Genomic DNA, 26,333 nt, shown 5'->3' on the forward strand with positions numbered 1-26,333 from the left:
TGTAAAACGGGTCACATTTATGGCAAAAGGGCTTAGCAAAGGCTTGCCGTAAGATTTGGGAGAGGTGAGGTCAGCGTTTTAGGTGAGAGGAGGTCGGCGTTTCAGGAGGGACTTTAGTTCGAATCAACAAAGTACAAGGATAGCGTGGGGTTATCGTTCTGACGTATATGTATCACTGGTTCACTGGAGCATTAGTGGGAAATCATCTCGTCCTCAGGCTAGGCGTTTAGCCCGAGGACTGCGGCGATAGTTAGCGGCTTGTCAGTTTAAGCATGCTAGTTTTTTACAGCGGCGTTTGTGTCCCGTCATAGTGACCGCGAATGAGCGTGTCTTCTTCCATGAGCAGCAGCTCACCGGACTGCCCCAGTTTGATGCTACTGTCGATGGCGATAACCCGGTTGTCGAACAGACCAAGCACGCGTGTTTGTGAGGTGTGTCCCACTACAATCCGTTTGACCTTAAAGTAGTCTAGGATGCTGGCCAGTTCCTGGGTATCGAAATTTGGCTTAAAGTAGCCGCGATACCAGGTGGGGCCATTGCCAAAGAAGAGAAAGTTCAGCAGATCATCTTGTTTCAACTCAGGCTTAGATTTGTCGACGTTGTCCCGGTAGAGTCGATTGGCCCTGGCGAGTGTTAACCCGCGGTCGACCCACTCTTTGCTGATGCCACCGTGTAGAAACAGGGTATCGTTTATTTTCACGATAGTGTGCTTACTCCTCAGCCATTGGCCGAGTTCGCTATCTTGGCCGTAGAGAGCATCATAGCTGCGATTAAGCAGCGAGCTGGCTGTTTGGTATTTCTCGTTGATATAGCGCAGATCGCCGCGCATCACCATCTGCTCGTGGTTACCCATCAAGAGGTGCAGTTGACCACCTGCGGCCTTGGCCTGTTTGTCGAGCTTATACATCAGCCAGAGCACTTCGTTGACCTGAGGGCCACGGTCGAACATATCCCCTGTCATCACCATATGGCCCTTACCAAAGGACCAGTCGTTATTTTTATCTATGATTTTGTGCTGTTGCAGCAGCTGAATGAGCACCTCATATTGACCATGAACATCGCTGAGCGCCGCTATCTTATCGACGCCTCGGTAGCTGTCGGCCAGTATCTCAGTGGCATGTGGATTTAGCTCGGGCTCGGGTAGCTGGCCACAATGGTCGGGGCGGTGTAATTTACCTTGGTTGACGCGTGTCTGCTTGTGCTCGCCTTTACAGATCCAATCGGCCATCCCGGCCTTGGGGTTGAGAAATAGGTAGGGGCCGTCACTAATGCTTGAATTAGTAATCGTTTGAGTCACTGCGTTTGTATCTTGCGCAACTTGAGTCTCGGCGTATGCGGTCTGTAGGGGCAGCAAACTGGTCAGGCACCAGATAGCAGTCTTTAGCGCTGAGTTTACAGGCATTAGCCAGAGTGATCTTTTCAAGACAAATCCTTTTATTATTCTGATGTTGTGGGCGGATAAGCGTTCAATCCTACCACGCTTTTACCTAGGTGCCAGAGAGTTTTGAATGGCCTGTCGGGGGAGGGAAGATCTAGTCAAAGGCGATAAAAAAACGGAGGCTTCTGCCTCCGTTTGTCTGGATTTTTGCTCGACTTAACTCGCTTGACTTACTTTTGTAAGACTTTGCGAATTAGCTGATGCGCTTGTACTTAAGACGGTGCGGCTCAATCACATCCGTGCCCAGGGTCTCTTTCAGCCAAGTCGAGTATTCGGTGTAGTTACCTTCGTAGAAGTTCACCTGACCCTCATCGCGGTAATCCAGGATGTGGGTAGCGATTCTGTCGAGGAACCAACGGTCGTGCGAGATCACCATGGCACAGCCTGGGAATTCCAGCAGGGCTTCTTCCAGGGCGCGTAGTGTTTCGACGTCGAGATCGTTGGTTGGCTCATCGAGAAGCAGCACGTTGCCGCCCGCCTGGAGCAGTTTGGCCAGATGCACACGGTTGCGCTCACCACCCGATAGAGTGCCGATGATCTTCTGCTGATCGCCGCCGCGGAAGTTGAAACGACCCACATAGGCGCGGCTTGGGATCTCTGTGTTGTTGATGCGCATGATATCCTGACCGCCTGAGATCTCTTCCCACACTGTGTGCTTGTCATTCATCGAGTCGCGGAACTGATCCACAGAGGCGATCTGCACCGAATCACCTATTTCGATGCTACCGCTATCGGGTTGCTCTGTACCGGATATCATCTTGAACAGGGTCGATTTACCGGCACCGTTGGCACCGATAATGCCGACGATAGCGCCCTTAGGTACGCTGAAACTCAGATTGTCGATCAGCACGCGATCGCCATATGACTTAGTGAGGTTGTTTACCTCGATCACCTTATCGCCCAGGCGTGGTCCTGGCGGAATAAACAGCTCGTTGGTTTCGTTACGCTTCTGGTAGTCGTTGGTGTTGAGCTCTTCGAAGCGCGCCATACGGGCCTTGCCCTTTGACTGACGGCCCTTAGCACCTTGGCGAACCCACTCAAGCTCCTTAGCAATCGTCTTTTGACGAGCGCTCTCGGCAGCAGATTCCTGTTGCAGACGCGCATCCTTCTGTTCCAGCCAAGAAGAGTAGTTGCCTTCCCATGGGATACCCTCACCACGGTCGAGTTCTAAGATCCAACCTGCGGCGTTGTCGAGGAAGTATCTATCGTGGGTAATGGCCACAACTGTGCCTGTGTATTCCTGCAGGAAGCGTTCAAGCCAGGCCACAGACTCTGCATCCAAGTGGTTGGTCGGCTCGTCCAGTAGCAGCATGTCTGGCTTTTCTAGCAGCAGACGGCAGATGGCGACACGGCGACGTTCACCCCCTGAGAGTACCTCAATCTTCTCGTCCCAGTCTGGTAGACGCAGGGCGTTGGCGGCGCGCTCAAGAATGTTGTCAAGGTTATGGGCATCCTGTGCCTGAATGATGGCTTCCAGTTCTCCCTGCTCCTTGGCCAGCGCATCGAAGTCAGCATCAGGCTCGGCGTACAGGGCGTAGACTTCATCGAGACGGGTCAGGGCGTTCTTGGCCTCGCTGACGGCCTCTTCGATGGCTTCGCGCACGGTTTGATTCGGATCTAGCTTAGGCTCCTGAGGCAGGTAACCTATCTTAAGATCTTGCATCGGACGCGCTTCACCCTCAATTTCGGTATCGATACCGGCCATGATGCGCAGTAAGGTGGATTTACCCGAGCCGTTGAGGCCCAAGACACCAATCTTAGCGCCGGGGAAAAAGCTTAAGGAAATATCTTTGAGGATCTGCTTCTTGGGCGGGACTATCTTGCCCACGCGTAGCATGCTGTATACAAACTGAGCCATAAAATTTACTCACTGACGAAACAATGGGGGCAATTCTACTGCAATCGAGTTTGAACTTAAATCGGATTTTTGACGGCTTTAGTACCTGATTCGATGGCGGCAAACTTTTGTTTCGAGCCTCAATGTCGCATTTGTTCATCAGGACGTAATAACACTGCGATTAATGAACTGAGTTCGCGTTTAATTGGCGTTGACTATTCACCACAACTTGGGCCTGAAACTGCGTGGTGAATGAAATAATTGCAGCGGAGCAAGCTGCTGCATAGATACGCATATCGCTTAAGAGAGGTCGATGGCCGCGAGCAAGGCTGTTGGCTGCAACTTTTTGACCATTACGCAGACGAAATGGCCGTTAGTGACCAGCTTTGTTGTTAAGTTTTTAAAACAGTGTTTTCGTACAAAAGGCTGTAATCGCGCCTTTTTATCCCTCATCAAAGAGTAATTGTTGCAAAACAAGGCGTCAGTGGCGTTATTTTGCCTTAAGGGCCAATTTGATGAGCATTTCTCAGTCTTAATCGCAACTATTTTCATGTCGCAAATGCTGGGATTGTGATCGAATGCACTGTAGAATACCGCGCAACCCTACCTTATAAGACTTTCACAGCTGGAGTGACCAATGCTGAAAAAAGAGATGAACATCGCTGACTTTGATCCGCAACTGTTTCAAGCGATCCAGGAAGAGACTCGTCGTCAAGAAGAGCACATCGAGCTTATCGCTTCGGAGAACTACACTTCTCCTCGCGTGATGGAGGCTCAAGGTTCTCAGCTGACCAACAAGTACGCCGAAGGCTATCCTGGCAAGCGTTACTATGGCGGTTGTGAGCATGTTGACATCGTTGAAAACCTGGCCATCGAACGTGCCAAGGAACTGTTTGGCGCGACATACGCCAACGTTCAGCCTCACTCCGGCTCACAAGCCAACAGCGCAGTTTACATGGCGCTACTGCAACCAGGCGATACCGTACTGGGTATGAACCTGGCTCACGGTGGTCACCTGACTCACGGCTCTCCAGTTAACTTCTCTGGTAAGCTATACAACATCGTTCCTTACGGTATCGACGAGTCTGGCAAGATAGACTACGATGAGATGGAGCGTCTGGCCCTTGAGCACAAGCCTAAGATGATGATTGGTGGTTTCTCTGCCTATTCTGGCATCGTCGATTGGGCACGTATGCGTGAAATCGCCGACAAGATTGGTGCTTACCTGTTTGTCGATATGGCCCACGTTGCTGGCCTGATCGCCGCCGGTGTTTATCCAAACCCAGTGCCACATGCACACGTAGTAACTTCTACTACCCATAAGACCCTAGCTGGTCCTCGCGGCGGTATCATTTTGTCTGCGGCGAATGACGAAGACCTATACAAGAAGCTGAACTCTGCGGTATTCCCTGGTGGTCAGGGTGGCCCATTGATGCACGTTATCGCCGGTAAGGCGGTAGCCTTTAAGGAAGCACTGTCTCCTGAGTTCAAGGAATATCAACAGCAAGTCGTTGTGAACGCTAAGGCGATGGCTAACACCTTCATCGAGCGTGGTTTCGATGTGGTATCTGGCGGCACAGAAAACCACTTGTTCCTGCTGGATCTGATCGCTAAAGATATCACAGGCAAAGATGCTGATGCGGCGCTGGGCCGTGCCAACATCACGGTAAACAAGAACTCAGTACCTAATGACCCACGCTCACCTTTCGTGACTTCAGGTCTGCGTATCGGTTCTCCAGCCATCACTCGTCGCGGCTTCAAAGAAGCAGAAGCGGTTGAGCTGACTAACTGGATCTGTGACATTCTTGATGACATCAGCAATGAAGCCACTATCGAGCGCGTGAAGAACCAGGTGCTTGAATTGTGCGCTAAGTACCCTGTTTACGGTTAACCTTAAGGGTTAAATCGGGTAAACTTCGATGGCCGCTACTGATGTTAATATTAGTAGCGGCCATTTTTGTATCTATTGCAAGGGAAAACTCTCTGAGATACTGATTAGCATTTGCTGGAGGCTCAATGCATTGTCCGTTTTGCAGCGCAACCGACACTAAGGTGATCGATTCTCGTCTGGTGGCCGATGGTCATCAAGTACGTCGTCGCCGCGAGTGTCTGCTTTGCCATGAAAGATTTACCACCTTCGAAGGCGCCGAACTGGTGATGCCCAGAGTGATTAAACAAGACGGTAGTCGCCAACCCTTCGACGAAGATAAGTTACGCGGCGGTATGCTGAGGGCGGTAGAGAAGCGCCCCGTGTCCATGGATGAGATAGAGCAGGCCCTGAGCAAGATTAAATCGACCCTGAGAGCCACAGGCGAGCGTGAGGTGACCTCTAAGATGATAGGTAACCTGATGATGGATCATCTGGTGAATCTCGATAAGGTGGCTTATATCCGCTTTGCCTCTGTATACCGCGCTTTCGAAGATGTGTCCGAATTTGGCGAGGCGATTGCCAAGTTGCAAAACGATAAGGCCAAACCGGCCAAGTAGGACAAATGCGTATCTGGGGCTTCCCCCTTTTTCTGACGAGATGGCGAGCGACACATGGCCTGGTCCAAATTTGATTCCCAGATGATGGCGCGCGCCATCCAATTGGCCCGCAAGGGGCAATACACCACAAGCCCCAATCCCAATGTCGGCTGTGTGATAGTACAAGGGGAAACCCTGGTGGGTGAAGGTTTTCATATCGCCGCTGGTGGTCCCCACGCCGAGGTGCATGCCCTGCGCATGGCAGGTGAAAAAGCTAAAGGTGCCACCGCCTATGTGACCCTAGAGCCTTGCAGCCATTATGGGCGAACACCGCCCTGCGCCGAGGCGCTGATAAAGGCTCAAGTGGCCCGCGTCGTGGTGGCGGTAACCGATCCCAACCCCCAAGTTTCTGGCCGTGGCATCAAGATGCTTGAAGAGGCTGGCATTCAGGTTGAGGTTGGCTTGCAACAAGAAGAGGCCGCCGCTCTCAACCCTGGTTTCATGAAACGTATGCGTACCGGCCTCCCTTGGGTCAGCATCAAGCTGGCGGCGAGTCTCGACGGCAAGACGGCGCTCTCTAACGGCGTCTCTAAATGGATAACCGGTCCAGAGGCGCGCCGTGATGTGCAGCGTATGCGTGCCCGTTTTGATGCCGTCGTGACCGGCATAGAGACGGTACTGGCCGATGACCCAAGTCTGAATGTTCGCCATCAGGAGCTGGGTGGCTTGGGTGAGCAACTAACCGATGCCGACATTCGTCAACCACTGAGAGTCGTGCTCGATTCCCGCGCGCGTCTTGGCGCTAAGCCAAAGCTGTTTGACACAGATTCGCCCGTGCTACTGGTGAGCTGCCAGCCCTATCCTGACGCCGTAGTGAGCGCCTGGCCTGAGCAGGTGAGTCAGTTGCAACTGCCGAGCGATAATGGACAGGTGCCGTTAAACGCGCTGCTGGAACATCTGGGCACTCAGGTCAACAGCGTGATGGTCGAGGCCGGGGCGACCCTGGCTGGCGCCTTTATGGCACAAGGGCTTGCCGATGAATTGGTGCTGTATCAGGCACCGAAAATCTTAGGTGGCCATGGGCGAAATCTATTGGCATTGCCAGACTATACTGAGATGGCGCAGTTGCCTGCCCTAAAGCTTTGCGATGAAAGGCGCGTCGGAGCCGATAGACGTTTTACCTTTCAATTGAGTCACAATCATTTACCTAGCGATAAGAGTAGTTAGTCATGTTTACTGGGATCATTGAGGCTGTAGGCAGCCTGAGAAAAATTGAACGTCGCGGCGATGATATTCGCCTGACGGTGGCTAGCGGCAAGCTGGACTTAAGTGACGTTAAGCTGGGCGACAGCATAGCGACCAACGGCGTGTGTCTAACCGTGGTTGAGCAGATGGCCGATGGCTATGTGGCCGATATTTCTGCCGAAACCGTTGCGCTTACCGGCTTTGCCCACTATCAGGTGGGACAAAAGGTTAACCTGGAAAAGGCGGTTACCCCCACAACGCGTCTTGGTGGCCATATGGTGAGTGGTCATGTCGATGGTGTGGCTAGCGTGGATGACAGACAGTATCGCGGCAAGGCGATCGAATTCTGGCTGACCCCGCCCAAGGGATTGGCACGCTATATCGCCCATAAAGGTTCTATCACCATAGATGGCGTCAGCCTGACAGTAAACGAGGTGGACGGTGAGCGTTTTCGTTTGACCATAGTGCCCCATACCGCCAGCGAAACGACACTCATCGATCTTAAGGCGGGTGACAGGGTCAATATCGAGGTGGATCTGATCGCCCGGCATCTGGAGCGCTTGCTAAGTTTTCAGTCGGCAGAGGAAAATCCAGCCAAAAGCTCAGCAGTCACTATGGATCTGTTAGCTCGCTCCGGCTTTTTAAGATAGACGCTGGCAATCCCAGCCAATAGCAGATTAAATAACTCCTACTATAAAAATATTTCAAGGTCTAACAATTCAAGGTCTAACAATGGCACTACACAGTATAGAAGCGATTATCGAAGATATCCGTCTGGGTAAGATGGTTATCTTGATGGATGACGAAGATAGAGAGAACGAAGGCGATTTGATCATGGCCGCCAACCTGGTGACGCCCGAGGCGATCAATTTTATGGCCACCTATGGCCGCGGCCTCATCTGTCAGACCATGACCAAGGCCCGCTGCGAGCAGCTTAACCTGCCGCTGATGGTAACTAACAACAATGCTCAGTTCTCCACTAACTTCACCGTGTCTATCGAGGCGGCTGAAGGTGTGACCACGGGTATCTCTGCCCATGACAGAGCCGTCACCGTTCAGGCGGCGGTTGCCCGCGACGCTAAGCCATCTGATATCGTGCAGCCAGGGCATATTTTCCCTCTGATGGCCCAAGAGGGCGGAGTACTGATCCGCGCTGGTCATACCGAGGCCGGTTGCGACCTGGCTCGTTTGGCTGGTCATGAGCCGTCTGCCGTGATCGTTGAAATCCTTAACGAAGATGGCACCATGGCCCGTCGCCCAGATCTTGAGGTGTTTGCCGAGAAGCATGGCCTTAAGATAGGCACCATTGCGGACCTGATTGAATACCGTAACACCAAAGAAACCACAGTGGTGCGTGAGGCCAAGTGCAAGCTACCGACTCGTTTCGGTGAGTTTGACATGATCACCTACCGCGACACCATAGATAACCAGTTGCACTATGTGCTGGTGAAGGGCGAAGTACAGCCTAATGCCTTGGTGCGTGTGCATCTGCAAAACACTTTTAATGATTTGTTGCATTCAGAGCGTGATGAGAAGCGCAGCTGGCCGCTGGAAAAAGCCATGGCGCGTATTGCTGAAGAAGGCGGCGTGCTAGTAGTACTTGGCCATCAGCAGAGTAACGAAGAGTTGGTTGCTAAGGTAAAAGCCTTTGAAGCTGAAGATAAGGGCGAGGCGGCAGCGCCAGCTCAGTGGCAGGGCACTTCACGCCAAGTGGGTGTGGGATCGCAGATCCTGGCCGATGTTGGTGTCACCAGTATGCGTCTGCTCAGCTCGCCTAAGCGTTATCATTCACTATCGGGCTTCGGTTTAGAAGTGACTGAATATATTGCAGAATAATTCACACGGATAGGATTTCACCTATTTGATATAAATTGCATGGGGATCAACGCCGTAGGCTGTGGTATTATACCGCCTCTTTTTTCCCGTGCCGGGTTTGTTAAGCTAATTTAGGTAAGATAAATGAACGTAGTTCAAGGTAATATCGAGTCGAAAAATGCCAAAGTGGCAATCGTGGTATCACGTTTTAACAGCTTTGTGGTTGAGAGTCTGCTAGAAGGCGCGGTGGATACATTGAAGCGCTTCGGTCAGGTTGCCGATGACAACATTACTGTTGTTCGTGTACCTGGTGCCGTAGAGCTGCCACTTGCGGCACGTCGTGTTGCAGCAAGCGGTAAATTTGACGGCATCATAGCGCTGGGCGCCGTGATCCGTGGTGGTACGCCACACTTTGATTTTGTTGCAGGCGAATGTAACAAGGGATTGGCTCAGGTAGCGCTTGAGTTCGATCTTCCTGTGTCATTCGGTGTTTTGACCACAGATACCATTGAACAAGCTATCGAGCGTTCTGGGACTAAAGCAGGTAACAAGGGCGGCGAAGCGGCACTTGGTCTGTTAGAGATGGTCAATGTTCTGCAAGAACTAGAACAGCAGTTGTAAGATTAGGAACCAAAATGAAACCTTCAGAGCGCCGTAAAGCCCGTCGTTTAGCGGTACAAGCTATCTATTCATGGCAGCTAAGCGGTAATAATGTTGCCGATGTGGAGCATGAATTTCTCACCGAGCAGAAGATCGATGGTGTCGACGTTAGCTATTTCCGTGAATTGCTATCAGGCACCACGACTAAATCGGCTCAGTTGGATGAGTTGATTATCCCTCACCTCGAGCGCCCATTCGATGAGGTTTCGCCTATCGAGAAAGCAGTGCTGCGCATTGCTGCCTATGAGCTGACTTTCCGTAAGGATGTGCCTTACAAGGTGGCGATTAACGAGGCGATTGAACTAGCTAAGGCCTTCGGGGCTGAAGATGGTCACAAGTTCGTTAACGGCATTCTCGACAAGATAGTCGCTAAAAAGTGATACAGTAAACGGCGTCCCAGGATGCCGTTTTTTATGTACAGGTTTAGCCTCGACACCTCCCTCGTCAAAAAGTGTGCTAGCTGATTAACCCTTACTATGGTTCTTAAGACTGTGAAAGAGTTTAAACTAATAGATCATTTCTTTGCCAACCTTGGTCAGACCCGCCGGGACGTTCATCTTGGTATTGGTGATGACTGCGCCCTCGTCCAGCCTGCCGAAAACAAGGCGATAGCCATCTCCTGTGATACCTTGGTTGAAAACGTGCACTTTTATGCAGACATGCCTGCCAAGGCATTGGGTTATAAGGCGCTGGCGGTTAACCTGTCAGACTTAGCTTCTATGGGGGCTGAGCCCGCCTGGATGACGCTCGCGCTTACCTTGCCCGAGGTAGATGAGAGCTGGCTCGAGGAGTTTAGCCAGGGGCTTAATGAGGCGGCGGAGTATTATGGCGTTGCGTTAGTGGGTGGCGATACCACTCGCGGCCCTAAGTCGATCACTATCACGATTAATGGTCAGGTGCCAGAGGGCAAGGCGTTAACCCGAGGCGGTGCCAAGAATGGCGATTGGATCTATGTTACCGGTTCGCTGGGTGATTCGGCCGTCGGACTGGCTATTTTAGGCGATAAGCTGGCCATTTCGGGCGCGGCGCGGGAGCACTTTATTCAGCGTCACTATTTCCCCACCCCTAGGGTATTGGCGGGGCAGTCGCTACGGGGCTTGGCCTCAAGCGCCATCGACCTGTCAGATGGCTTTGTTTCAGACATAGGTCATATTCTTAAGCGTTCGGCGGTGGGCGCCGTGGTGGATGTGAATCGTTTGCCTTTATCGGCCCAGATGCGCGAGTCTCTTGATGAGGCCGAAGCATTGGGTTATGCCCTGACTGGTGGTGAAGACTACGAGCTATTGTTTACCGTTCCCGAGGCCCAGCGCGGCGCATTGGAAACGGCGCTGGCTCACGCTGGCGTGAGCTTTAGCCAAGTTGGCCAGATTGCTACAGGTGATAAGCTGCGCCTTATCAAAGATGGCGAGCCTTACGCACCGACAAATTTTGGTTTTGAGCACTTTTAAGCATGCAGTTATGGTCAACCGATCCGGTTCTTAAAAAACTTTCGTTAGCAAATCCTATTCATTTTTTGGCATTGGGATTTGGCTCAGGTCTTGCGGCCAAGGCGCCAGGGACCTTTGGTACCTTGGCGGCTTTCCCCCTCTACTTCTTGATGGTAGGACTGCCGCTCAGTTGGTATCTGGGACTGACCCTGCTTTGCGTACTCGCCGGTTTCTACATCTGTGAAAGGGCGTCTAAAGATATGGGAGTGCATGATCACGGCGCTATTGTCTGGGATGAGGTGGCAGGGCTGCTTATCACCCTCATCGCCGCGCCAGCAGGCTGGACCTGGTTGGCAGTTGGTTTTGTGCTATTTCGCTTCTTCGATATCCTCAAGCCTTGGCCTATCAAGGTATTGGATGCCAAGGTCCATGGCGGTATCGGCATTATGATAGACGATGTGCTCGCCGGGGTGTTTGCGTTTTTGTGCTTGCAGGGGATTGTCTATCTGGTTGCATAGTGATTGGCTTGCCCAATTGTCATTGAGTTCAAATTAAATCCCGTGTGTCGAAGACCAGAGTGTCAAGACAATCGGGATTTTTGTTTTTAGCACAGCAGGGAAAATTTGATTTGTTGTGGGGCATAAATATATGCTCAGTTTTAGTTGCTGTCAGGCAAGAGGAGACAGGTTATGGATGATGAGAGCCCTAATCAAAACAAGTCGGACGTTGAGTTCAGTGGCAGTTGCCTTTGTGGCGGCGTGGCCTTTAGCTTAGTGGGTCGTTTCGATGCATTTTATTTGTGTCACTGTAGCCGCTGTCAGAAGGGCACAGGCTCGCTTCATGGAGCCAATCTGTTTTCCAATCATTTAGCCCTCAGCTGGCGGCGAGGGGAGGCGTTAGTTCAACATTTTCAACTGGCGAACAGTCGGCATAGCCGTTGTTTCTGTAAGGTGTGTGGCTCGCCTATGCCTTACCGGCTGGAGGCGTTAAATCTGATTGTGGTCCCAGCTGGTTGTCTGGATGTCGAGGTGCCTATTGCGCCGACAGCAAAGCTTTTTATGGCCGAGCGAGCAACCTGGGGTCAGGATCTATTAGCTGTGCCCGGTTTCGATTGCATACCGGAATAAACTTATGCGTTAAAGATCCCCTGATATATGTCAGGGGATGAGAGTAAGACGAAGATCGAATCAGAAGGCTTATTCTTCTGGCGAGTTCTGCCTAGCGTCTTCACTAACCTCAGTTTCCATCTCAGCTGAATTGGCAGGGTTAGCGGTTAAGCGTCTAATAAGCTCCTGGCGCTGTGATTCCAGGTTATTAGTGCGGGCCTGGTAACCCTCAAATGGTGGCACGCTGGAGCAGAGGATAAATTTCCCCATGGGATTGTAAGCGTACCCAATTAGAGTCGATAGCGAGAGTTCATTGGGGCACTGCTTGATGCTTGTCTTGCCAATTAAGATATCCGCGTAGCGGTTGGCGGTATCCTGTGGCTGCATCAGTGGCATCAGGAGTGCCTCGACTATTTGAGTGGTGATGTCTGCCTTGTCGTCAACGCCAGAGGCAGCCTTAGATATTTTGGTAAAGTAATGCCATTCACCTCTCTTGACGCGTTCAAGGGATAAGACGCCCTTGGGCATAGGCCGTTGCCAAAGGCTGGGCAACAAATAGTCTTCGCTCTCTCTATTCATCTGTTCGATGAGCGCTTCACCCAGCTTCATGTTTTGTTGGAGTATCGAGATGGCCATGAGTTTGTTGTGGAGCAAGTTTATTTGTGTAGATGCCTGCAGCCAGAATCGCATATCCTGATCTATATCCGCCAGAAACATGCTAGGTTCGTGGCGGTTTTTCAGAAAGCTATTGAGGATATATAGATGCTGCGCTGCTATAAGGCGGGCTCCGGGGATTGGATTGATAAACAGGTTAAAGTGCGTGTCATCTTGCCAGTGCCTAAGGGAGATTAGAGTACGGTAACGCTCAATCAACCAGGCATAGTCTTTAATAGTGAGTTGTAGTTCGTTTGATTCGGTGAGTAAGTTTATACATTCGCTCAGATAACCTTCTTGACTGCGACAAGTCGGAAGTATTGACTTAGGCAGCTCAAAGGGATGGGGAAAGGCCTTTTCGGGCTGCTGCATCACATCCAACTGTTTGAGCGCTTGATAGCGTTTAAGCCCGAGAGCCATTGGGTCATCATCTTTCGGCGCATCGAAACCCATGGCATAAAGATAGGGGTTGTTTTCAAGATGCTGACTCAAGGCGGTCTCTTCGGCGTTCACCTGCTCAAGGAAGGCGCTGGCCTGTGCTGATGGCTCGCTATCTTGCAGATTGACCAAGAGTAAGATGAGATAGCCGCCGACGGGAATGAGCAGTAGGGTGAATAAGATCCATTTCAAAGCATGGAAAAAATGACGCATTTCAAATCCTTGTGGTGTTCGATGCCGTATCGACAGTAGAGCAACTCAGTCTATCAGAGTCAGCTTTTTTTGTGCAAATAGCTGTGCGTTGGCGAGACCTCCTATCGGACACAAATAAAAAAGCGCGGCTAGAATATTGCCGCGCTTTGCTTGCTAACCAGCCTAATGGTGGCCAATTTTTTGATCTTACGGGCTTAGCCCTGTAGTAACTCTTTGGCATTGGCCAGGGTGTTGTTGGTGATGACATCGCCGCCCAGCAGGCGAGCCAACTCTTCGATACGTTGGTGCTTGTCTAGTGGCACCATAGAGGTCTCGGTTTGACCTGCCTTGCTCTGTTTGTTGACGAACATATGTTGGTGACCATTACCGGCGACTTGGGGCAGGTGAGTCACACAGAGCACCTGAGTCGATTCGCCCAAGCTGCGCAGCATCTTGCCGACCACGGCGGCGGTAGGACCTGAGATCCCCACATCGACCTCATCAAATATAAGTGTTGGCGTCGCTACCTTCTTGGCGGTGATCACCTGAATACCCAGACCGATACGAGACAACTCGCCGCCCGAGGCCACTTTGGCGATGGGCTGCAGCGGCTGCCCAGGGTTAGTGGTTACCTGAAACTCCACCGTGTCGCAGCCGTTGGGCGACATCATTTCGGGGTTAAACTGCACGTCGATGACAAACTTGCCCTTGGGCATGCTGAGTTCGTGAATCGAGCGGGTTACCTGCTTGTCTAGCTCCTTGGCGTAACGCTGGCGGCTCTGGCTGAGTTTTTGGGCATGAGCGATAAAGCTCTCGCGGCAACTTTCAAGCTGCTGAGCGATCTCATCGAGTTTCTCTTCATCCGAGTCCAGTTCGCTCAGCTCCTGGCTCAGTGCCTGATGGTGCTGATAGAGATCTTTGGGGCTTACATGGTGCTTACGTGCCAGCATCATGATTTTCGATAGGCGCTGCTCCAGGGCGGCAAAATGATCTGGGTCCAGCTCCAATCTATCTAAGTAACGTTGTAGTTCGCTGCTGCTCTCCTGAACCTGGATCAAGGCGTCATTGAGCATGTTACCCACCCCTTTAAGCTCAGGATCGTAACCTTCGAGCTCCTGGGCTTGATCTAGGCTCATGTTGAGCAAAGATTCGATAGCGCCCTCTTCGCTATCCTGCAAGAGGTAAAGGGTGCGCTGACAGGCCTGGATCAGCGCTGTGCCGTTGGCGAGTTTCTTATGCTCGGCCTCTATTTCGTCAAACTCTTCTTCGCCCAGGGCGAATTCGTTCAGCTCTTCAACCTGATATTGCAGTAGTTGTTTGCGGGCGATGCGCTCATGTTGCGACTGCTGCAGTTGGCTCAGCTCCTTTTGGATCAGCTTAAAGCGCTGGTAGCTGGAGCTGCAGGCTTCGAGCAGCATCTTATGGTTGGCGTAACTGTCGAGCAGGGTAAGTTGATGCTCACTCTTTAACATAGCGTGATGAGCATGTTGGCCGTGGATGCCGATAAGCAGCTGGCCTAAGGCGCGCATCTGATTAAGAGGCACTGGATTACCATTGATGTAGGCGCGTGAGCGTCCATCGCTGCCAATGGTGCGGCGCAGTATGCATTCGTCGTCAAGCTCAAGATCATTGTCTTCTAACCAACGTCTGGCCAATGGGATATCGTTGAGGGCGAAGCGAGCACTGACTTCTGCCTTGGTGGCGCCCGGTCTGACTGTGTTGGCATCGGCGCGGTTACCCAGGCAAAGCCCTAAGGCATCGATGGCGATGGATTTACCTGCGCCAGTTTCACCGGTAATGCTGGTCATACCGGACTTAAAGTCGAGTTCTAAAAAGCGGACAATGGCAAAGTTATTGATGCTGAGCTGACAAAGCATGATGACATCCTTTTACAAAGTACTGTATTCATGCACAGTATATACTGATTTTTTATACAGTAAATACCTGTGTGCTTTTTACCCGTCAAAATAGATTTTCACCGCCATAGAGTAACCAGTGGTGCAGTAAGGGAATGGTGATAAAGCTAATGACTATCCCCAGACTGATGGTTTGTGCGCTACTGGTGGCGCCCACGTTAAACCTGTGTGCCAGCAGATAGACGCTGGCGGCGGTGGGCAGCGCCGCCAAGAGCACTCCCATCTGCAGTAGTGGCCCTGAGATGCCAAGGGCGCTGAGCAGTAGATAGGCCAGCAGGGGCTGCAGTAGGAGTTTGCTTAGGTTAAGCATAGTCAGTTCGACAATGCGCGACTGGCTTCCTGCAGCGTTGCGGCTTCCTTGATTGGCTTTACACAGCACCATGCCGATGGCAAACAGAGCGCAGGGGCTAGAAGTCATACCAAACTGCCTGATGATATCGGCGATGGGGCGATACAGCTCTATGTGGGCCGCCGATAAAGCAACCCCCGCTAAACTACCCAATATGATGGGGTTTTGGATCAGGGCGAAGAACACTGTCTTCAGCGCACTGTCGGTTTGTCCCTGAAACAGCGCCAGCTGGGCCAGTACAATGGCAAATACCGTAACCGACAATAGACTGGCCAGCGCAGCGGCGGCCAGGGCCAGTTGGTCGCCGGGAAATAGCATCATCATCAGCGGTATACCGATAAACGAGGTGTTGCCAAAGGTAGTGTTGAGGGCGCGAATGGCGGCTAAGGGTTTGTCTTTGGGCTGCATCCAGAGGGAAAATAAGCCGGTGATCAGATAGATAACGGCCATCGCCAGACTGTAGCCGCCGATAAAGCCCCAGTTAGTGATCGCTTCAATTGGGGTTTCGGCCAGCACTATCATCATGATCGCGGGAAAGGCGATGTAGTACACATATTGGTTGAGCACATTGTCGCTGCCCTCGGGCAGTAGCCGGGCTTTCTGTACTATAAAGCCGGTGATCATGATGCCGAACACCACTATCAGTGGCGAGAGAGTGGGTAACATAGACAGGCTGCTTCCTTGGCGTGAGTCTAGCGGGGGGAATATCCGCTTTAGCTTAATACTGACCTTAAGGTTAACACTTAGCCTGGCGAGTCCCTATAACGCGAAAGTCTAATGCTGGGGGCCTGGTCGCCTTTGTAGAGGCTTGGGTGGCGGTAAGATGCCAAGTTCCTGATAGAAATGGATCTGGCGTCTGAGTTCAAATAGGGAGCCGACGCGTCGCTGCTCCCCGATAGTCAGACACCAGGTATTAGTTAACCCATCCGGGTTAGTGAGCACAAATCCTTGGTAGATAAGTTTGCGCATCACGCACCCACGGAGATCCCTATGTTGGAAACGCCTGACTGCACTATCTCTTTGCGCAGTGCCTTGACGAAGTCGGCAGTGATTTTAGGATTTTCTTCGATGATTTCCAGTAATGATGCCTGCAGGGTTTTCTCTTCCTGCATCACCTCATGATTGAAGATGAACTCATCCAGCGCTTCTTCATCCATCTCCTCATCGACTGTTGCCTCGATGTAGTTGGCTACGGTACTTGAGGAGAGTTTGCTGATATTGGTGATATCGTCTTCTACCTTGCTTTGAATGGCGCTTAGCAAGGAGGTTAGGGCAACGGCGGCATCCATGGCCGGGTAGACGCCATAAACATCGAAATCGGCAGGCTCAGGCGTGTTGAGATCCAGACGCTCCAGGTAGAGTTCGATATTGAGCTTAAGCTTTTGATCGTACATAGATTGCCACAGCAGGTTAAGCAGGGTGTCTAGCACTTGAGGATCGCCAAATTCGCACACTTCGCTAAACAACTGATAGTTGGGATACATGCGCTGACACAGGGCGATGGCGAAGAGCTTCTTCTGCTCCAGTTCGAGGGCCTTAAGGCGTTTAAAAAAACCGGGTTTATTACTCATCGATCACATCCATAGATAACTGGGCTATTACTTGATTTGCGGCAGATTCTACCTTAGAAAGCTCGTCAAGTAACTCAAGTATTTCCGGCTCGACCAGATCGACACCGGCATTTTGCTTGAGTGACTGTTCAATCTCTCGACAGAGCCGCTGAGTGGTAGGTACGCCGCAATAGCAGCTGGCGCCGTGGAGCTTATGAACATGGGCTATCATCGCCTCACTGTCCTGATGTTCCAAGGCGGTTGAGATATTCTCTCTGGTTTCGGGCAGCGAATCGATCAGCATCTGCAACATCTCTAGTGCCAGACTGGTTTTCTGGTTGGCCTGGGTCAGGCAGAGTTCCCAATTAAGGGTGTGCTGATCGAAGTGGGTAAACTGAGGCCTTGTCTTCCAGCGGCTGATCACGCTTTTAAGCGCGGCCTCGTCAATAGGCTTTGGCAGGTAGCCGTCCATACCGCTCTGGTCGATACGTTCTCGTTCTTCGGCAATCGCGTGGGCAGTCACCGCCACTATGGGAGTATTGCGGTTGAGCGAATACTCGCGTATCTGCTTGGTGGCGCTAAATCCGTCTGTGCCGGGCATCTGAATATCCATAAAGATAAGATCGAAGCTCTTTGCCTTAGCAAGCTCTACCGCCGCCTGGCCGTTGTTGGCCACAGTCACTTTGGTGACCAGCTCCTTGAGCAGGGTATCAATGAGTTTCAGGTTGGCCGGATTATCATCCACCGCCAACACGCTCATGGGCTCACGAACCTGGCTTGCCTTCACCGCTTCTTTAAAGGGCATGGCTTCATATTGAGCGCGGTGGGGATTAATTAGGGTCACGGCCAGGGCGCGCTCGCCTACAGGCGCCTGCATCACCTTGTCGACGTTTGGCTGGATAAGGTTCATCTTGGTGGCGCTATCGCTGCTACTACATATATAGAGGGTGTAGTCGCTGATTTGGGCAATCTTGTTGAGTACCTCTAGCAGTTCTGGGCTGCTGGCCAGATCGTTGCAGCTGATGATGGCGTAGTCGAAGTGACGTTCCTCTTCACCGGCAATACGGGCCAAGTCCTCGGGCGTGGTGATGCTGACACTCTGCATCCCCCAATGCTGCAGTAAGTTTTCGTGTACCTTGCGTGAAAGCTTGCGTGGCTCGAATAACAATACTGTCTTATCGATAAGCTTGTCGGTTTCCAGCGCCTGACTAATAGGGTATTGGCTTAACTTAAGTGGCAGTGTGAACCAGAAGGTGGAGCCTTTATCCGGTGCCGAGATACAACCAATCTGGCCACCCATACGATTGATCAGTCGCTTGGTGATGATGAGACCAAGACCCGTGCCGCCAAAACGGCGCGAGATAGAGGAGTCAGCCTGACCAAATGCCTGGAATAGCTGGGCCTGATGCAGTTTGTCTATGCCTATACCTGTATCTGTCACTTCACAGCGAATATTGATCTTTTCCGGCTCCTCACTGGTGAGGCGTATCTTAAGGTGAACGCTGCCGCTGTCGGTGAACTTGATGGCATTACCCACCAGATTAGTGATCACCTGGCTAACCCGCAGGGCGTCACCCGAGACGTTATCGTTGATGCTAGGTTCTATGTCGACCACGAGTTCGAGGTCTTTGTCCTTGGCGCTATTGGCCAGCAGAGAGATGGTATCGTCAATCACCTCGCGTAGGGCAAAAGGCATGTTCTCCAGTTCCATCTTGCCCGCTTCCAACTTGGAGAAGTCGAGAATGTCGTTGATGATCCCCAGCAGGTTAGTCGCGCTCTTTTCTATGGTCTTAATATAGTCCTGCTGACTGGCATGCAGTGGCGTTTTGAGCAGCTGTTTGGCAAAACCTATCACTCCGTTGAGCGGCGTACGTAGTTCGTGGGACATGTTGGCTAAGAACTCAGACTTGATACGGCTGGCCTCGAGGGCGCGCTTTTTGGCCAGATCCAGCTCGACGTTTTGGATCTCAATCTGCTCTAGGGTTTCCCGCAGATCTGAGGTCGCCTGGTCAATATTTTGCTGCATCTCCTCATGGTATTCCGACAGGGAGCTTGCCATGGCATTGATACCACGTTTGAGCAGATCCAACTCACCGATTAGGTTGCCATCGACCCTTGTGTCTAGCTTGCCCTCACGGATCTTGGCCACTACGCGCACCATTTCAGTGATGGGGTGAGTGACGTTTTTTACCAGGCGGAAGGTAAACAGTAGGTTCAGCTGTACGCCGATCAGCACTATGATGAAGGCGGCTACGGCTGCTCTGTGCTGTTCCAGCAGAGCGTTTTCTTTGTTGAGCAACACGGCAATATAGCCAAGCTTGGCAGAGTTAACTTGCTGGGCCATGGTGTTGCTGTCGTAGGGGCTGACCAAGAGCTCGCGCTGGCTGGAGAAGATGGGACTGCGCATAATGATGCTGTCGCCAAAGGGTTCAATCGCTGTGGTCTGCAACGAATCTATGGGCTCGTTATAGCGCATAAACTCATGATTTTTATAGTGGTGCGAGGTCACTATTACCCGGTTGTTGGTGTCGAAAATGGCGATAAACTGCACCAGATTAGACTTGTTGAGTTGCACCGAGGTGATCAGGCGTTTGGTGGTTTCGAAATTTTTGGTTTCCAGGCCAATTTCAGCGGAAATGGCCAGGGGCTCGATGATATTGCTGCCCCTTTCGATTAAGCTTTCTTCCAGTTCATAGAAACGATTTATGGTAAAATAGCTGCCAAGCAAAATACCAACCAAAATAGTGGGCGCTAATGCCAGCACGAGAACCCAGGCTCTCAGGCTGTATTTAGTCATATTATCTGCACTATTCATGGAGTTGGTTTTATTCGTCTGCGTTGGTTATAGGTTACATTAGACTGCCAGACTTTGTGCAGTCTTTACTAGTATTTTTATTGTTTTAGAGGCCTAGATGGCACAATTTTATAAAGCTAAACCCCGAAAAACTCAGCGAACTCTCGCCAAGCAAAGTTTCGATGTTACCCAGCTCGACCATCTGGGGGCAGGGATAGCAGATGGCGAGGGAAAAATTGTCTTTATTCCTGGTGCCTTGCCCGGTGAGAGAGTGACGGCGCAGATAACAGAACAGAAGAAGCGTCACGCCAAAGCCAAGCTCATAAAGGTTGAGAGCGCAAGCACTGCGCGTATCGAGCCCAACTGTCCCTATTATGGTCGCTGCGGCGGCTGCGACCTGCAGCATCTGGCGCTGGATTCACAGCGTGATGCCAAGCAAGCTGCCCTGGTGAATCTTATTGAGAAGATGGGGCGTACCCAGGCCCAGCATATCAGTGCGCCGCTGTCGGGTGAGGGCTGGCATTATCGCCGCCGCGCTCGTATGGCAACGCAATATCAGCGAGATAGCAAGCAGCTCAATTTAGGCTTTCGCGCCTTGGCCAGTAGCGATGTGGTCAATATCGATGCTTGCCCTGTGCTGGCTAAGTCGCTATCGGATCTGCTGCAACCTTTAAACCTTTGTCTGAATCAACTCAGTGGCAAACGCACTCTGGGTCATGTGGAGCTCTTGTCGGTGGACTCGGGCGATGGTGTGGTGGTGCGTATCACTACTGCGCTAAATGATAAGGATAAGGCGCTGTTAATCGCCTTTGGACAGGCCCATCAGGTCAGCGTCACCCTGCTGGACGACGATGGTCAGTTAGAGACTGTAACTGGTGAATCGGGTTTACCTTATTACCGCCTGAATGATGGAAGTCAGCTTGGCTTCTCGCCGGGTAACTTTATTCAGGTCAATGGCGAGATCAATCAGCAGATGATCACTCAGGCGATCGACTGGCTCCAAGTCGAGCCGGGCGAGCGGGTGCTCGACCTTTTCTGCGGCGTGGGTAACTTTACCCTGCCGCTGGCCAAGGCTGGCGCTAAGCTAGTGGGGGTCGAAGGAGTCGAGGCTATGGTTACCCAGGCTAAACGCAATGCCGAGGCGAGCGGTGTCGAAGGCACCGAGTTTTACCATGCCGACTTGAGTGCCGATCTCTCTAATGCGGCCTGGCTTGGGCGGATTGATAAGTTATTGCTGGATCCCGCAAGAGCCGGCGCCTTTGAGAGTCTACAATGGTTAAAGAAGATGAAGCCCAAGGCGATTGTCTATATCTCCTGTAACCCAGTGAGCCTGGCCAGAGATTGTGAGCCGCTACTGGCACAGGGATATGTACTGAGCCGTCTCGGGCTTATCGATATGTTTCCCCAGACTCATCATATCGAGGCCATGGCATTGTTTGAGTTGGATAAATAACTCGATTAAGCGGCCAAATAGTCGACGCATATCAATTGACATTGGCGGGGGAATCCCCAAGATAGTGGGTTCGGTATTGGCTATGTCATGTGACACTTTCAGGATGACAGAACAGGTCGAGCAATTTAGGGGCAATAACTTAAGTTATAAAGGACATGCAGTAGATGGTATCTGTTAGAGAAGCACATTTTAAAGACACAGATTTTCAATTAACCGAATGGGTTAATCGTTATCTGAGTGACGCCGAAGAGGCCAGCACCTTACTCGCTCTGATCAAACAGGTCGAGGATTTGGTGGCGAAACATGATGCTAACGATACCCTGCTGATCGGTCGTGCCCGCGAGTTGATCGAGATCCTAGCCCCACTCAACATGGATATCGAAACCCTACAAGCGGCAGTGATCTTCGTGGTGTTTGATGCCGGCCTGCTGACTGAGGAGCAGATGCTTGAGCTGTTTGGCGACAAGTTAACTACCTTAGTGAACAGCGTAGTGACCATGGATGCCATAGGTGCGCTAAAGGTCAATGAGCAGAGCCGCAACGCCGAACCTCAAATCGATAACATTCGGAAGATGCTGCTGGCCATGGTGGAAGATGTCCGCGCCGTGGTGATCAAGCTGGCCGAACGTATCTGTTTGCTGCGGGAAGTGAAAAATGCCGACGAGGAGACTCGGGTGCTGTTGGCCCGTGAGATCGCCGATATCTATGCGCCGCTAGCCAACCGTCTGGGGATAGGTCAGCTCAAATGGGAACTGGAAGATATCTCGTTTCGCTATCTGCACCCTGAGGTCTACAAGGATATTGCCAAGCAGCTTGATGGCAAGCGGGTGGATCGTGAGATCTATATCGAGAATTTCGTTAACCAGCTGCAGCAGCGGCTGGATGAGGAGCAGATCCGCGCCAAGGTCTATGGCAGACCTAAGCATATCTATAGTATTTGGAAGAAGATGCGCGGCAAAGATCTCACCTTCGATGAGCTGTTTGATGTGCGCGCCGTGCGTATCGTCACCGAGCGCTTACAAGACTGCTATGGCGCTTTAGGTGTGGTGCACACCCTTTGGCATCATATCCCGCGCGAATTCGATGATTATGTTGCTAACCCTAAGCCTAACGGTTATCAATCTATTCATACCATAGTGGTGGGCCCAGAGGGCAAGACGGTAGAGATACAGATCCGTACCGAGCAGATGCATGAAGATGCCGAGCTTGGGGTAGCTGCTCACTGGAAATATAAAGAGGGCACCACGGGTAAGCAGAGCGGCTACGAAGAGAAGATCAATTGGCTGCGTAAGATCCTGCAGTGGCAGGAAGATGTGGCCGAGAGTGGCAATTTGGTGGATGAAGTCCGCAGCCAGGTGTTTGAGGACAGGGTCTATGTCTTCACCCCTAACGGTGACGTAGTGGATCTGCCTATGGGCTCAACCGTGCTCGATTTTGCCTACTATATTCACTCTCAGGTGGGGCATAAGTGTATTGGTGCCAAGGTCGATGGTCGTATCGTCCCCTTTACCTATCAGGTGGAAACCGGTGAGCGGGTGGAGATCATTACCTCTAAGCATCCCAACCCTAAGCGGGATTGGCTGAACCCTAACCTAGGCTATATCAAGACCTCGCGCACCCGCTCTAAGATTCAGCATTGGTTTAAGCAGCAAGACAGAGACAAGAATATTGTCGCCGGCCGCGAGATGCTCGAGACCGAGCTGGCGCGCTCAGGCCTGACTCTCAAAGATGCCCAAAGCGCGGTGGAACGTTTCAACATGGTGGGCATGGATGATCTGCTGGCCGGAATCGGCGGTGGTGATGTCAGGCTTAATCAGGTGGTTAACCATGTTCAGAGCCGGATGCGCATCAATGAGGTGTCTGAAGAGGAAGCCCTTGAAGATCTGCTGAAGAAGAATCAGGCGCGCTCAACCGGAAAAGGCAAAGGCCAGGTTGAGGTTAATGGTGTCGGTAACCTGCTTAGTCATATCGCAAAATGCTGTCAGCCTGTGCCTGGGGATGAGATCTTTGGTTTTATCACTAAGGGTAGGGGGATCTCTGTGCATAGGGCCGATTGTGAGCAGGTCAAAGAGCTGATGCGAGTGCATCCAGAGCGCAGCGTCGATGTGGTCTGGGGCGAGAACTATTCTGGTGGTTATAAATTAAAGCTTAAGGTATTGGCCAATGATCGCAGCGGTCTGCTCAGGGACCTTACCTCAGTGTTAGCGGCCGAGAAATCGAACGTACTGGCCATGAGTTCATCTTCCGATGTGAAGACCCAGACCGCCGCCATCGAGCTGGAGCTTGAGCTGTATAATCTCGAGGGCTTGTCGCGAGTTATCGCCAAGCTGTCTCAGGTGAGCGGCGTTATCGAGGCGAGACGTCTTTAAGCCATTCGCTAATCGCTGAAACGATAAACTAAGAGGCGGCCTAGGTCGCCTTTTTGATAGGGAAGACGATGCAGAGTAAATCCGATATCCAGCAGCTGCTGACCATCATGGAGCGGCTTCGAGACCCAGAGACCGGTTGCCCCTGGGATAAGGCGCAGAGCTATCAGACCATAGTGCCTTTTACCTTGGAGGAAGCCTTCGAGGTGGCCGACACCATAGAGCGCGGCGCTCTCGATGAGCTGCCGGGGGAGCTTGGGGATCTACTGTTTCAGGTGATCTTCTATTGTCAGCTGGGTAAGGAGCAGGGGCGGTTCGATTTTGAGCAGGTGGTGGAAAAGATCTGCACTAAGCTCACCGAGCGTCATCCCCATGTGTTTGGCGAGATGAACCAGGCCTCTAGTGAGACGGTACGCGAAACCTGGGAGAGCATCAAAGCCAAAGAACGTGCCGGTCGCTCACTGCATTCAGTGCTCGATGATATTCCCAAAGCCCTGCCGGCCCTTTCCCGCGCGGCCAAGGTGCAGCGAAGAGTAGCGACGGTCGGGTTCGATTGGAATGATTTAGCGCCTGTGGTGGCCAAGATCCATGAGGAGATCGACGAAGTAATGGTCGAGGTTGCTGCCCAGGATAGAGACAAGATGGAAGATGAGCTCGGGGATCTGCTGTTTGCCGTAGTGAATCTGGCAAGGCATCTTAAGCTGGATCCTGAGCAGGCGCTGCGCCGGGCAACCCATAAATTTGAGCATCGCTTTCGCGGCGTCGAGGCCTTGGCTGCCCAGTCGGATAGATCGATGCAGGAGCATACGCTCGCTGAACTGGACGCTTATTGGGAGCAAGTCAAGCGAAATGATCCCCTAAAAGACTAAAATAGTTGCCGTTACCTATTTGTCGAAACCGATGGGCTTTGGTATAATAACGCCCCGTCCTAGTGCTTTCATACAAGCACATATTTCCAACTCATTTTCTCAGGTTCAGCATGACTACAAGGTATATCTTCGTTACTGGTGGCGTGGTTTCATCACTAGGTAAAGGCATTGCAGCAGCATCATTGGCGGCAATTTTAGAGGCTAGAGGCCTTAATGTAACCATTATGAAGTTGGATCCTTATATTAACTTGGATCCAGGTACCATGAGCCCAACTCAGCACGGTGAAGTATTCGTGACTGAAGATGGGGCTGAAACTGACCTCGACTTGGGTCATTACGAGCGTTTCATCCGTACTAAGATGAATCGTCGTAACAACTTCACCACGGGTCGTATCTACGAAGAAGTGCTGCGCAAAGAGCGTCGTGGCGACTATCTGGGCGCCACCATTCAGGTGATCCCACATATTACCAATGCAATTAAAGAGAAAGTGCTTGAGGGCGGAGAAGGGCACGACGTGGCGATCGTTGAGATTGGCGGTACCGTTGGTGATATCGAGTCATTGCCTTTCCTTGAGTCAATTCGTCAGTTGGGTGTAGAACTAGGCCGTGATCGTACCCTATTTATGCATTTGACCCTGGTGCCTTTCCTTGGCGCGGCGGGCGAAGTTAAAACTAAGCCGACACAGCACTCTGTGAAGGAGCTGCGTTCTATCGGTATCGCACCAGACGTATTGGTTTGCCGTGGTGATCGCGCGATTCCATCTAACGAGAAGGCGAAGATTTCGCTTTTCTGTAACGTTGAAGAGCGTGCGGTGATTTCACTGAAAGATGTCGATAGTATCTACAAGATCCCTGCACTGCTGAAGGCGCAAGGTTTGGATGATCTGGTCACCAAGCGTTTCGGTCTTGACTGTAAAGAAGCCGATCTGTCTGAGTGGGAAAACGTTATCTACCAAGAAGCCAACCCAACAGGCGAAGTCACTATTGGTATGGTGGGCAAGTACACCGAACTGCCAGATGCCTATAAGTCGGTTAACGAAGCACTAAAACATGCCGGCCTATTCAACCGCGTATCGGTGAACATTAAGTATATCGATTCACAAAATATCGAAGCCAAAGGCACAGAAGTACTGGAAGGCCTTGACGGTATCCTGGTACCGGGCGGCTTTGGTGAGCGCGGCGTCGAAGGTAAGATCATGGCGGCTCAGTATGCCCGTGAAAATAACCTACCTTATTTCGGTATCTGTCTAGGTATGCAAGTGGCACTGATTGAATTCGCTCGCCACGTGGCTGGTTTAGAAAATGCGCATTCAACCGAGTTCAACAAAGACACGCCGTATCCAGTTGTGGGCTTGATCACAGAATGGATTGACGAACAAGGTAATATCGAGCAACGTCATGAAGAATCAGATCTCGGTGGCACCATGCGTCTAGGCGCACAGCTGTGTCATCTGATCGAAGGTACTAAGGCGGCCGAAGCCTACAAGGGCCTAACCTGTGTAGAGCGTCACCGTCACCGTTACGAAGTGAACAACACATACAGAGAACGTTTAGAGAAAGCTGGCTTGGTATTTAGCGGTCTGTCAACAGATCGTCAGCTGGTTGAAATGATTGAACTCCCTAACCACCCTTGGTTTGTGGCGGGTCAGTTCCACCCTGAATTTACATCAACACCTCGCGATGGTCAGCCATTGTTCCAAGGTTTTGTTGCTGCAGCCGTAGCGTACCAAAAACGCGATTTAGGCTAATCTATATACA

At 51.6% G+C, this 26,333-nt stretch carries 22 protein-coding genes; 14 read left to right on the forward strand and 8 right to left on the reverse strand.

Translation table 11 applies throughout. From position 1 onward, the window contains the following. Positions 1 to 283 precede the first annotated feature (283 nt). Positions 284 to 1,402, reverse strand: coding sequence for a metallophosphoesterase (locus tag L2712_RS03405; protein WP_248977063.1), 1,119 nt, complete (start codon positions 1,400 to 1,402; stop codon positions 284 to 286). Between the two features lie 229 nt (positions 1,403 to 1,631). Next, complete coding sequence (gene ettA / locus L2712_RS03410) at positions 1,632 to 3,296, reverse strand: energy-dependent translational throttle protein EttA (protein ID WP_033538597.1); 1,665 nt, start codon at positions 3,294 to 3,296, stop codon at positions 1,632 to 1,634. A 616-nt stretch (positions 3,297 to 3,912) separates the two neighbouring features. Here ettA and glyA point away from each other — a divergent pair. From glyA to L2712_RS03460, 10 genes are all read left to right on the forward strand, one after another. Further along, entirely contained in the window at positions 3,913 to 5,166 is a 1,254-nt protein-coding gene (gene glyA, locus L2712_RS03415; RefSeq protein ID WP_033538596.1) for a serine hydroxymethyltransferase, read from the forward strand. A 125-nt stretch (positions 5,167 to 5,291) separates the two neighbouring features. Then, entirely contained in the window at positions 5,292 to 5,762 is a 471-nt protein-coding gene (gene nrdR / locus L2712_RS03420) for a transcriptional regulator NrdR (protein WP_033538595.1), read from the forward strand. A 54-nt stretch (positions 5,763 to 5,816) separates the two neighbouring features. After that, the gene (ribD, locus tag L2712_RS03425) at positions 5,817 to 6,968 is read left to right on the forward strand and encodes a bifunctional diaminohydroxyphosphoribosylaminopyrimidine deaminase/5-amino-6-(5-phosphoribosylamino)uracil reductase RibD (protein ID WP_248976882.1); all 1,152 of its coding nucleotides are present in this window, start codon (positions 5,817 to 5,819) and stop codon (positions 6,966 to 6,968) included. Between the two features lie 2 nt (positions 6,969 to 6,970). After that, entirely contained in the window at positions 6,971 to 7,636 is a 666-nt protein-coding gene (locus L2712_RS03430) for a riboflavin synthase (RefSeq protein WP_088905129.1), read from the forward strand. An 82-nt stretch (positions 7,637 to 7,718) separates the two neighbouring features. After that, positions 7,719 to 8,822, forward strand: a complete 1,104-nt coding sequence (gene ribBA / locus L2712_RS03435; RefSeq protein WP_033538592.1) for a bifunctional 3,4-dihydroxy-2-butanone-4-phosphate synthase/GTP cyclohydrolase II — start codon at positions 7,719 to 7,721, stop codon at positions 8,820 to 8,822. A gap of 123 nt (positions 8,823 to 8,945) precedes the next feature. Continuing rightward, complete coding sequence (ribH, locus tag L2712_RS03440) at positions 8,946 to 9,422, forward strand: 6,7-dimethyl-8-ribityllumazine synthase (protein ID WP_033538591.1); 477 nt, start codon at positions 8,946 to 8,948, stop codon at positions 9,420 to 9,422. Positions 9,423 to 9,436: 14 nt separating this feature from the next. Next, positions 9,437 to 9,841 carry a transcription antitermination factor NusB gene (nusB, locus tag L2712_RS03445; protein ID WP_033538590.1) on the forward strand — a complete coding sequence of 135 codons (405 nt, stop codon included), beginning with the start codon at positions 9,437 to 9,439 and terminating at the stop codon, positions 9,839 to 9,841. A 111-nt stretch (positions 9,842 to 9,952) separates the two neighbouring features. Further along, positions 9,953 to 10,909 carry a thiamine-phosphate kinase gene (thiL, locus tag L2712_RS03450; protein WP_248976883.1) on the forward strand — a complete coding sequence of 319 codons (957 nt, stop codon included), beginning with the start codon at positions 9,953 to 9,955 and terminating at the stop codon, positions 10,907 to 10,909. Between the two features lie 2 nt (positions 10,910 to 10,911). Then, complete coding sequence (locus L2712_RS03455) at positions 10,912 to 11,406, forward strand: phosphatidylglycerophosphatase A family protein (RefSeq protein WP_088905127.1); 495 nt, start codon at positions 10,912 to 10,914, stop codon at positions 11,404 to 11,406. Positions 11,407 to 11,577: 171 nt separating this feature from the next. Further along, positions 11,578 to 12,015: a GFA family protein gene (locus tag L2712_RS03460; protein ID WP_248976884.1), complete on the forward strand. Its 438-nt coding sequence runs from the start codon at positions 11,578 to 11,580 to the stop codon at positions 12,013 to 12,015. A 69-nt stretch (positions 12,016 to 12,084) separates the two neighbouring features. Here the strand turns inward: L2712_RS03460 and L2712_RS03465 are convergent, their stop codons facing one another. From L2712_RS03465 to barA, 6 genes are all read right to left on the reverse strand, one after another. Next, positions 12,085 to 13,299, reverse strand: coding sequence for a hypothetical protein (locus L2712_RS03465; RefSeq protein WP_248976885.1), 1,215 nt, complete (start codon positions 13,297 to 13,299; stop codon positions 12,085 to 12,087). A 194-nt stretch (positions 13,300 to 13,493) separates the two neighbouring features. Further along, entirely contained in the window at positions 13,494 to 15,155 is a 1,662-nt protein-coding gene (gene recN, locus L2712_RS03470) for a DNA repair protein RecN (RefSeq protein WP_248976886.1), read from the reverse strand. Between the two features lie 85 nt (positions 15,156 to 15,240). After that, complete coding sequence (locus tag L2712_RS03475; protein WP_248976887.1) at positions 15,241 to 16,209, reverse strand: AEC family transporter; 969 nt, start codon at positions 16,207 to 16,209, stop codon at positions 15,241 to 15,243. Positions 16,210 to 16,317: 108 nt separating this feature from the next. Next, positions 16,318 to 16,512: a DUF3319 domain-containing protein gene (locus L2712_RS03480; RefSeq protein ID WP_081953785.1), complete on the reverse strand. Its 195-nt coding sequence runs from the start codon at positions 16,510 to 16,512 to the stop codon at positions 16,318 to 16,320. Then, complete coding sequence (locus tag L2712_RS03485; protein ID WP_033538584.1) at positions 16,512 to 17,114, reverse strand: YjaG family protein; 603 nt, start codon at positions 17,112 to 17,114, stop codon at positions 16,512 to 16,514. The genes L2712_RS03480 and L2712_RS03485 overlap by 1 nt, the downstream gene beginning before the upstream one ends. Further along, a complete protein-coding gene (gene barA / locus L2712_RS03490) occupies positions 17,107 to 19,890 on the reverse strand; it encodes a two-component sensor histidine kinase BarA (protein ID WP_428848604.1) in 2,784 nt (927 codons plus the stop codon). The genes L2712_RS03485 and barA overlap by 8 nt, the downstream gene beginning before the upstream one ends. A 115-nt stretch (positions 19,891 to 20,005) precedes the next feature. Here barA and rlmD point away from each other — a divergent pair, with 115 nt between their 5' ends. The 4 genes from rlmD (at position 20,006) to pyrG (ending at position 26,323) form a co-directional block, all read left to right on the forward strand. Next, positions 20,006 to 21,340, forward strand: coding sequence for a 23S rRNA (uracil(1939)-C(5))-methyltransferase RlmD (rlmD, locus tag L2712_RS03495; RefSeq protein ID WP_248976889.1), 1,335 nt, complete (start codon positions 20,006 to 20,008; stop codon positions 21,338 to 21,340). Between the two features lie 164 nt (positions 21,341 to 21,504). Further along, entirely contained in the window at positions 21,505 to 23,709 is a 2,205-nt protein-coding gene (gene relA, locus L2712_RS03500) for a GTP diphosphokinase (protein ID WP_033538581.1), read from the forward strand. Between the two features lie 68 nt (positions 23,710 to 23,777). Further along, entirely contained in the window at positions 23,778 to 24,575 is a 798-nt protein-coding gene (mazG, locus tag L2712_RS03505; protein WP_248976890.1) for a nucleoside triphosphate pyrophosphohydrolase, read from the forward strand. 110 nt (positions 24,576 to 24,685) lie between these two features. Continuing rightward, entirely contained in the window at positions 24,686 to 26,323 is a 1,638-nt protein-coding gene (gene pyrG / locus L2712_RS03510; RefSeq protein ID WP_033538579.1) for a CTP synthase, read from the forward strand. The last annotated feature ends 10 nt before the right edge of the window (positions 26,324 to 26,333 follow it).

It is taken from the genome of Shewanella marisflavi (genome assembly GCF_023283925.1).
GTDB lineage: Bacteria > Pseudomonadota > Gammaproteobacteria > Enterobacterales > Shewanellaceae > Shewanella > Shewanella marisflavi.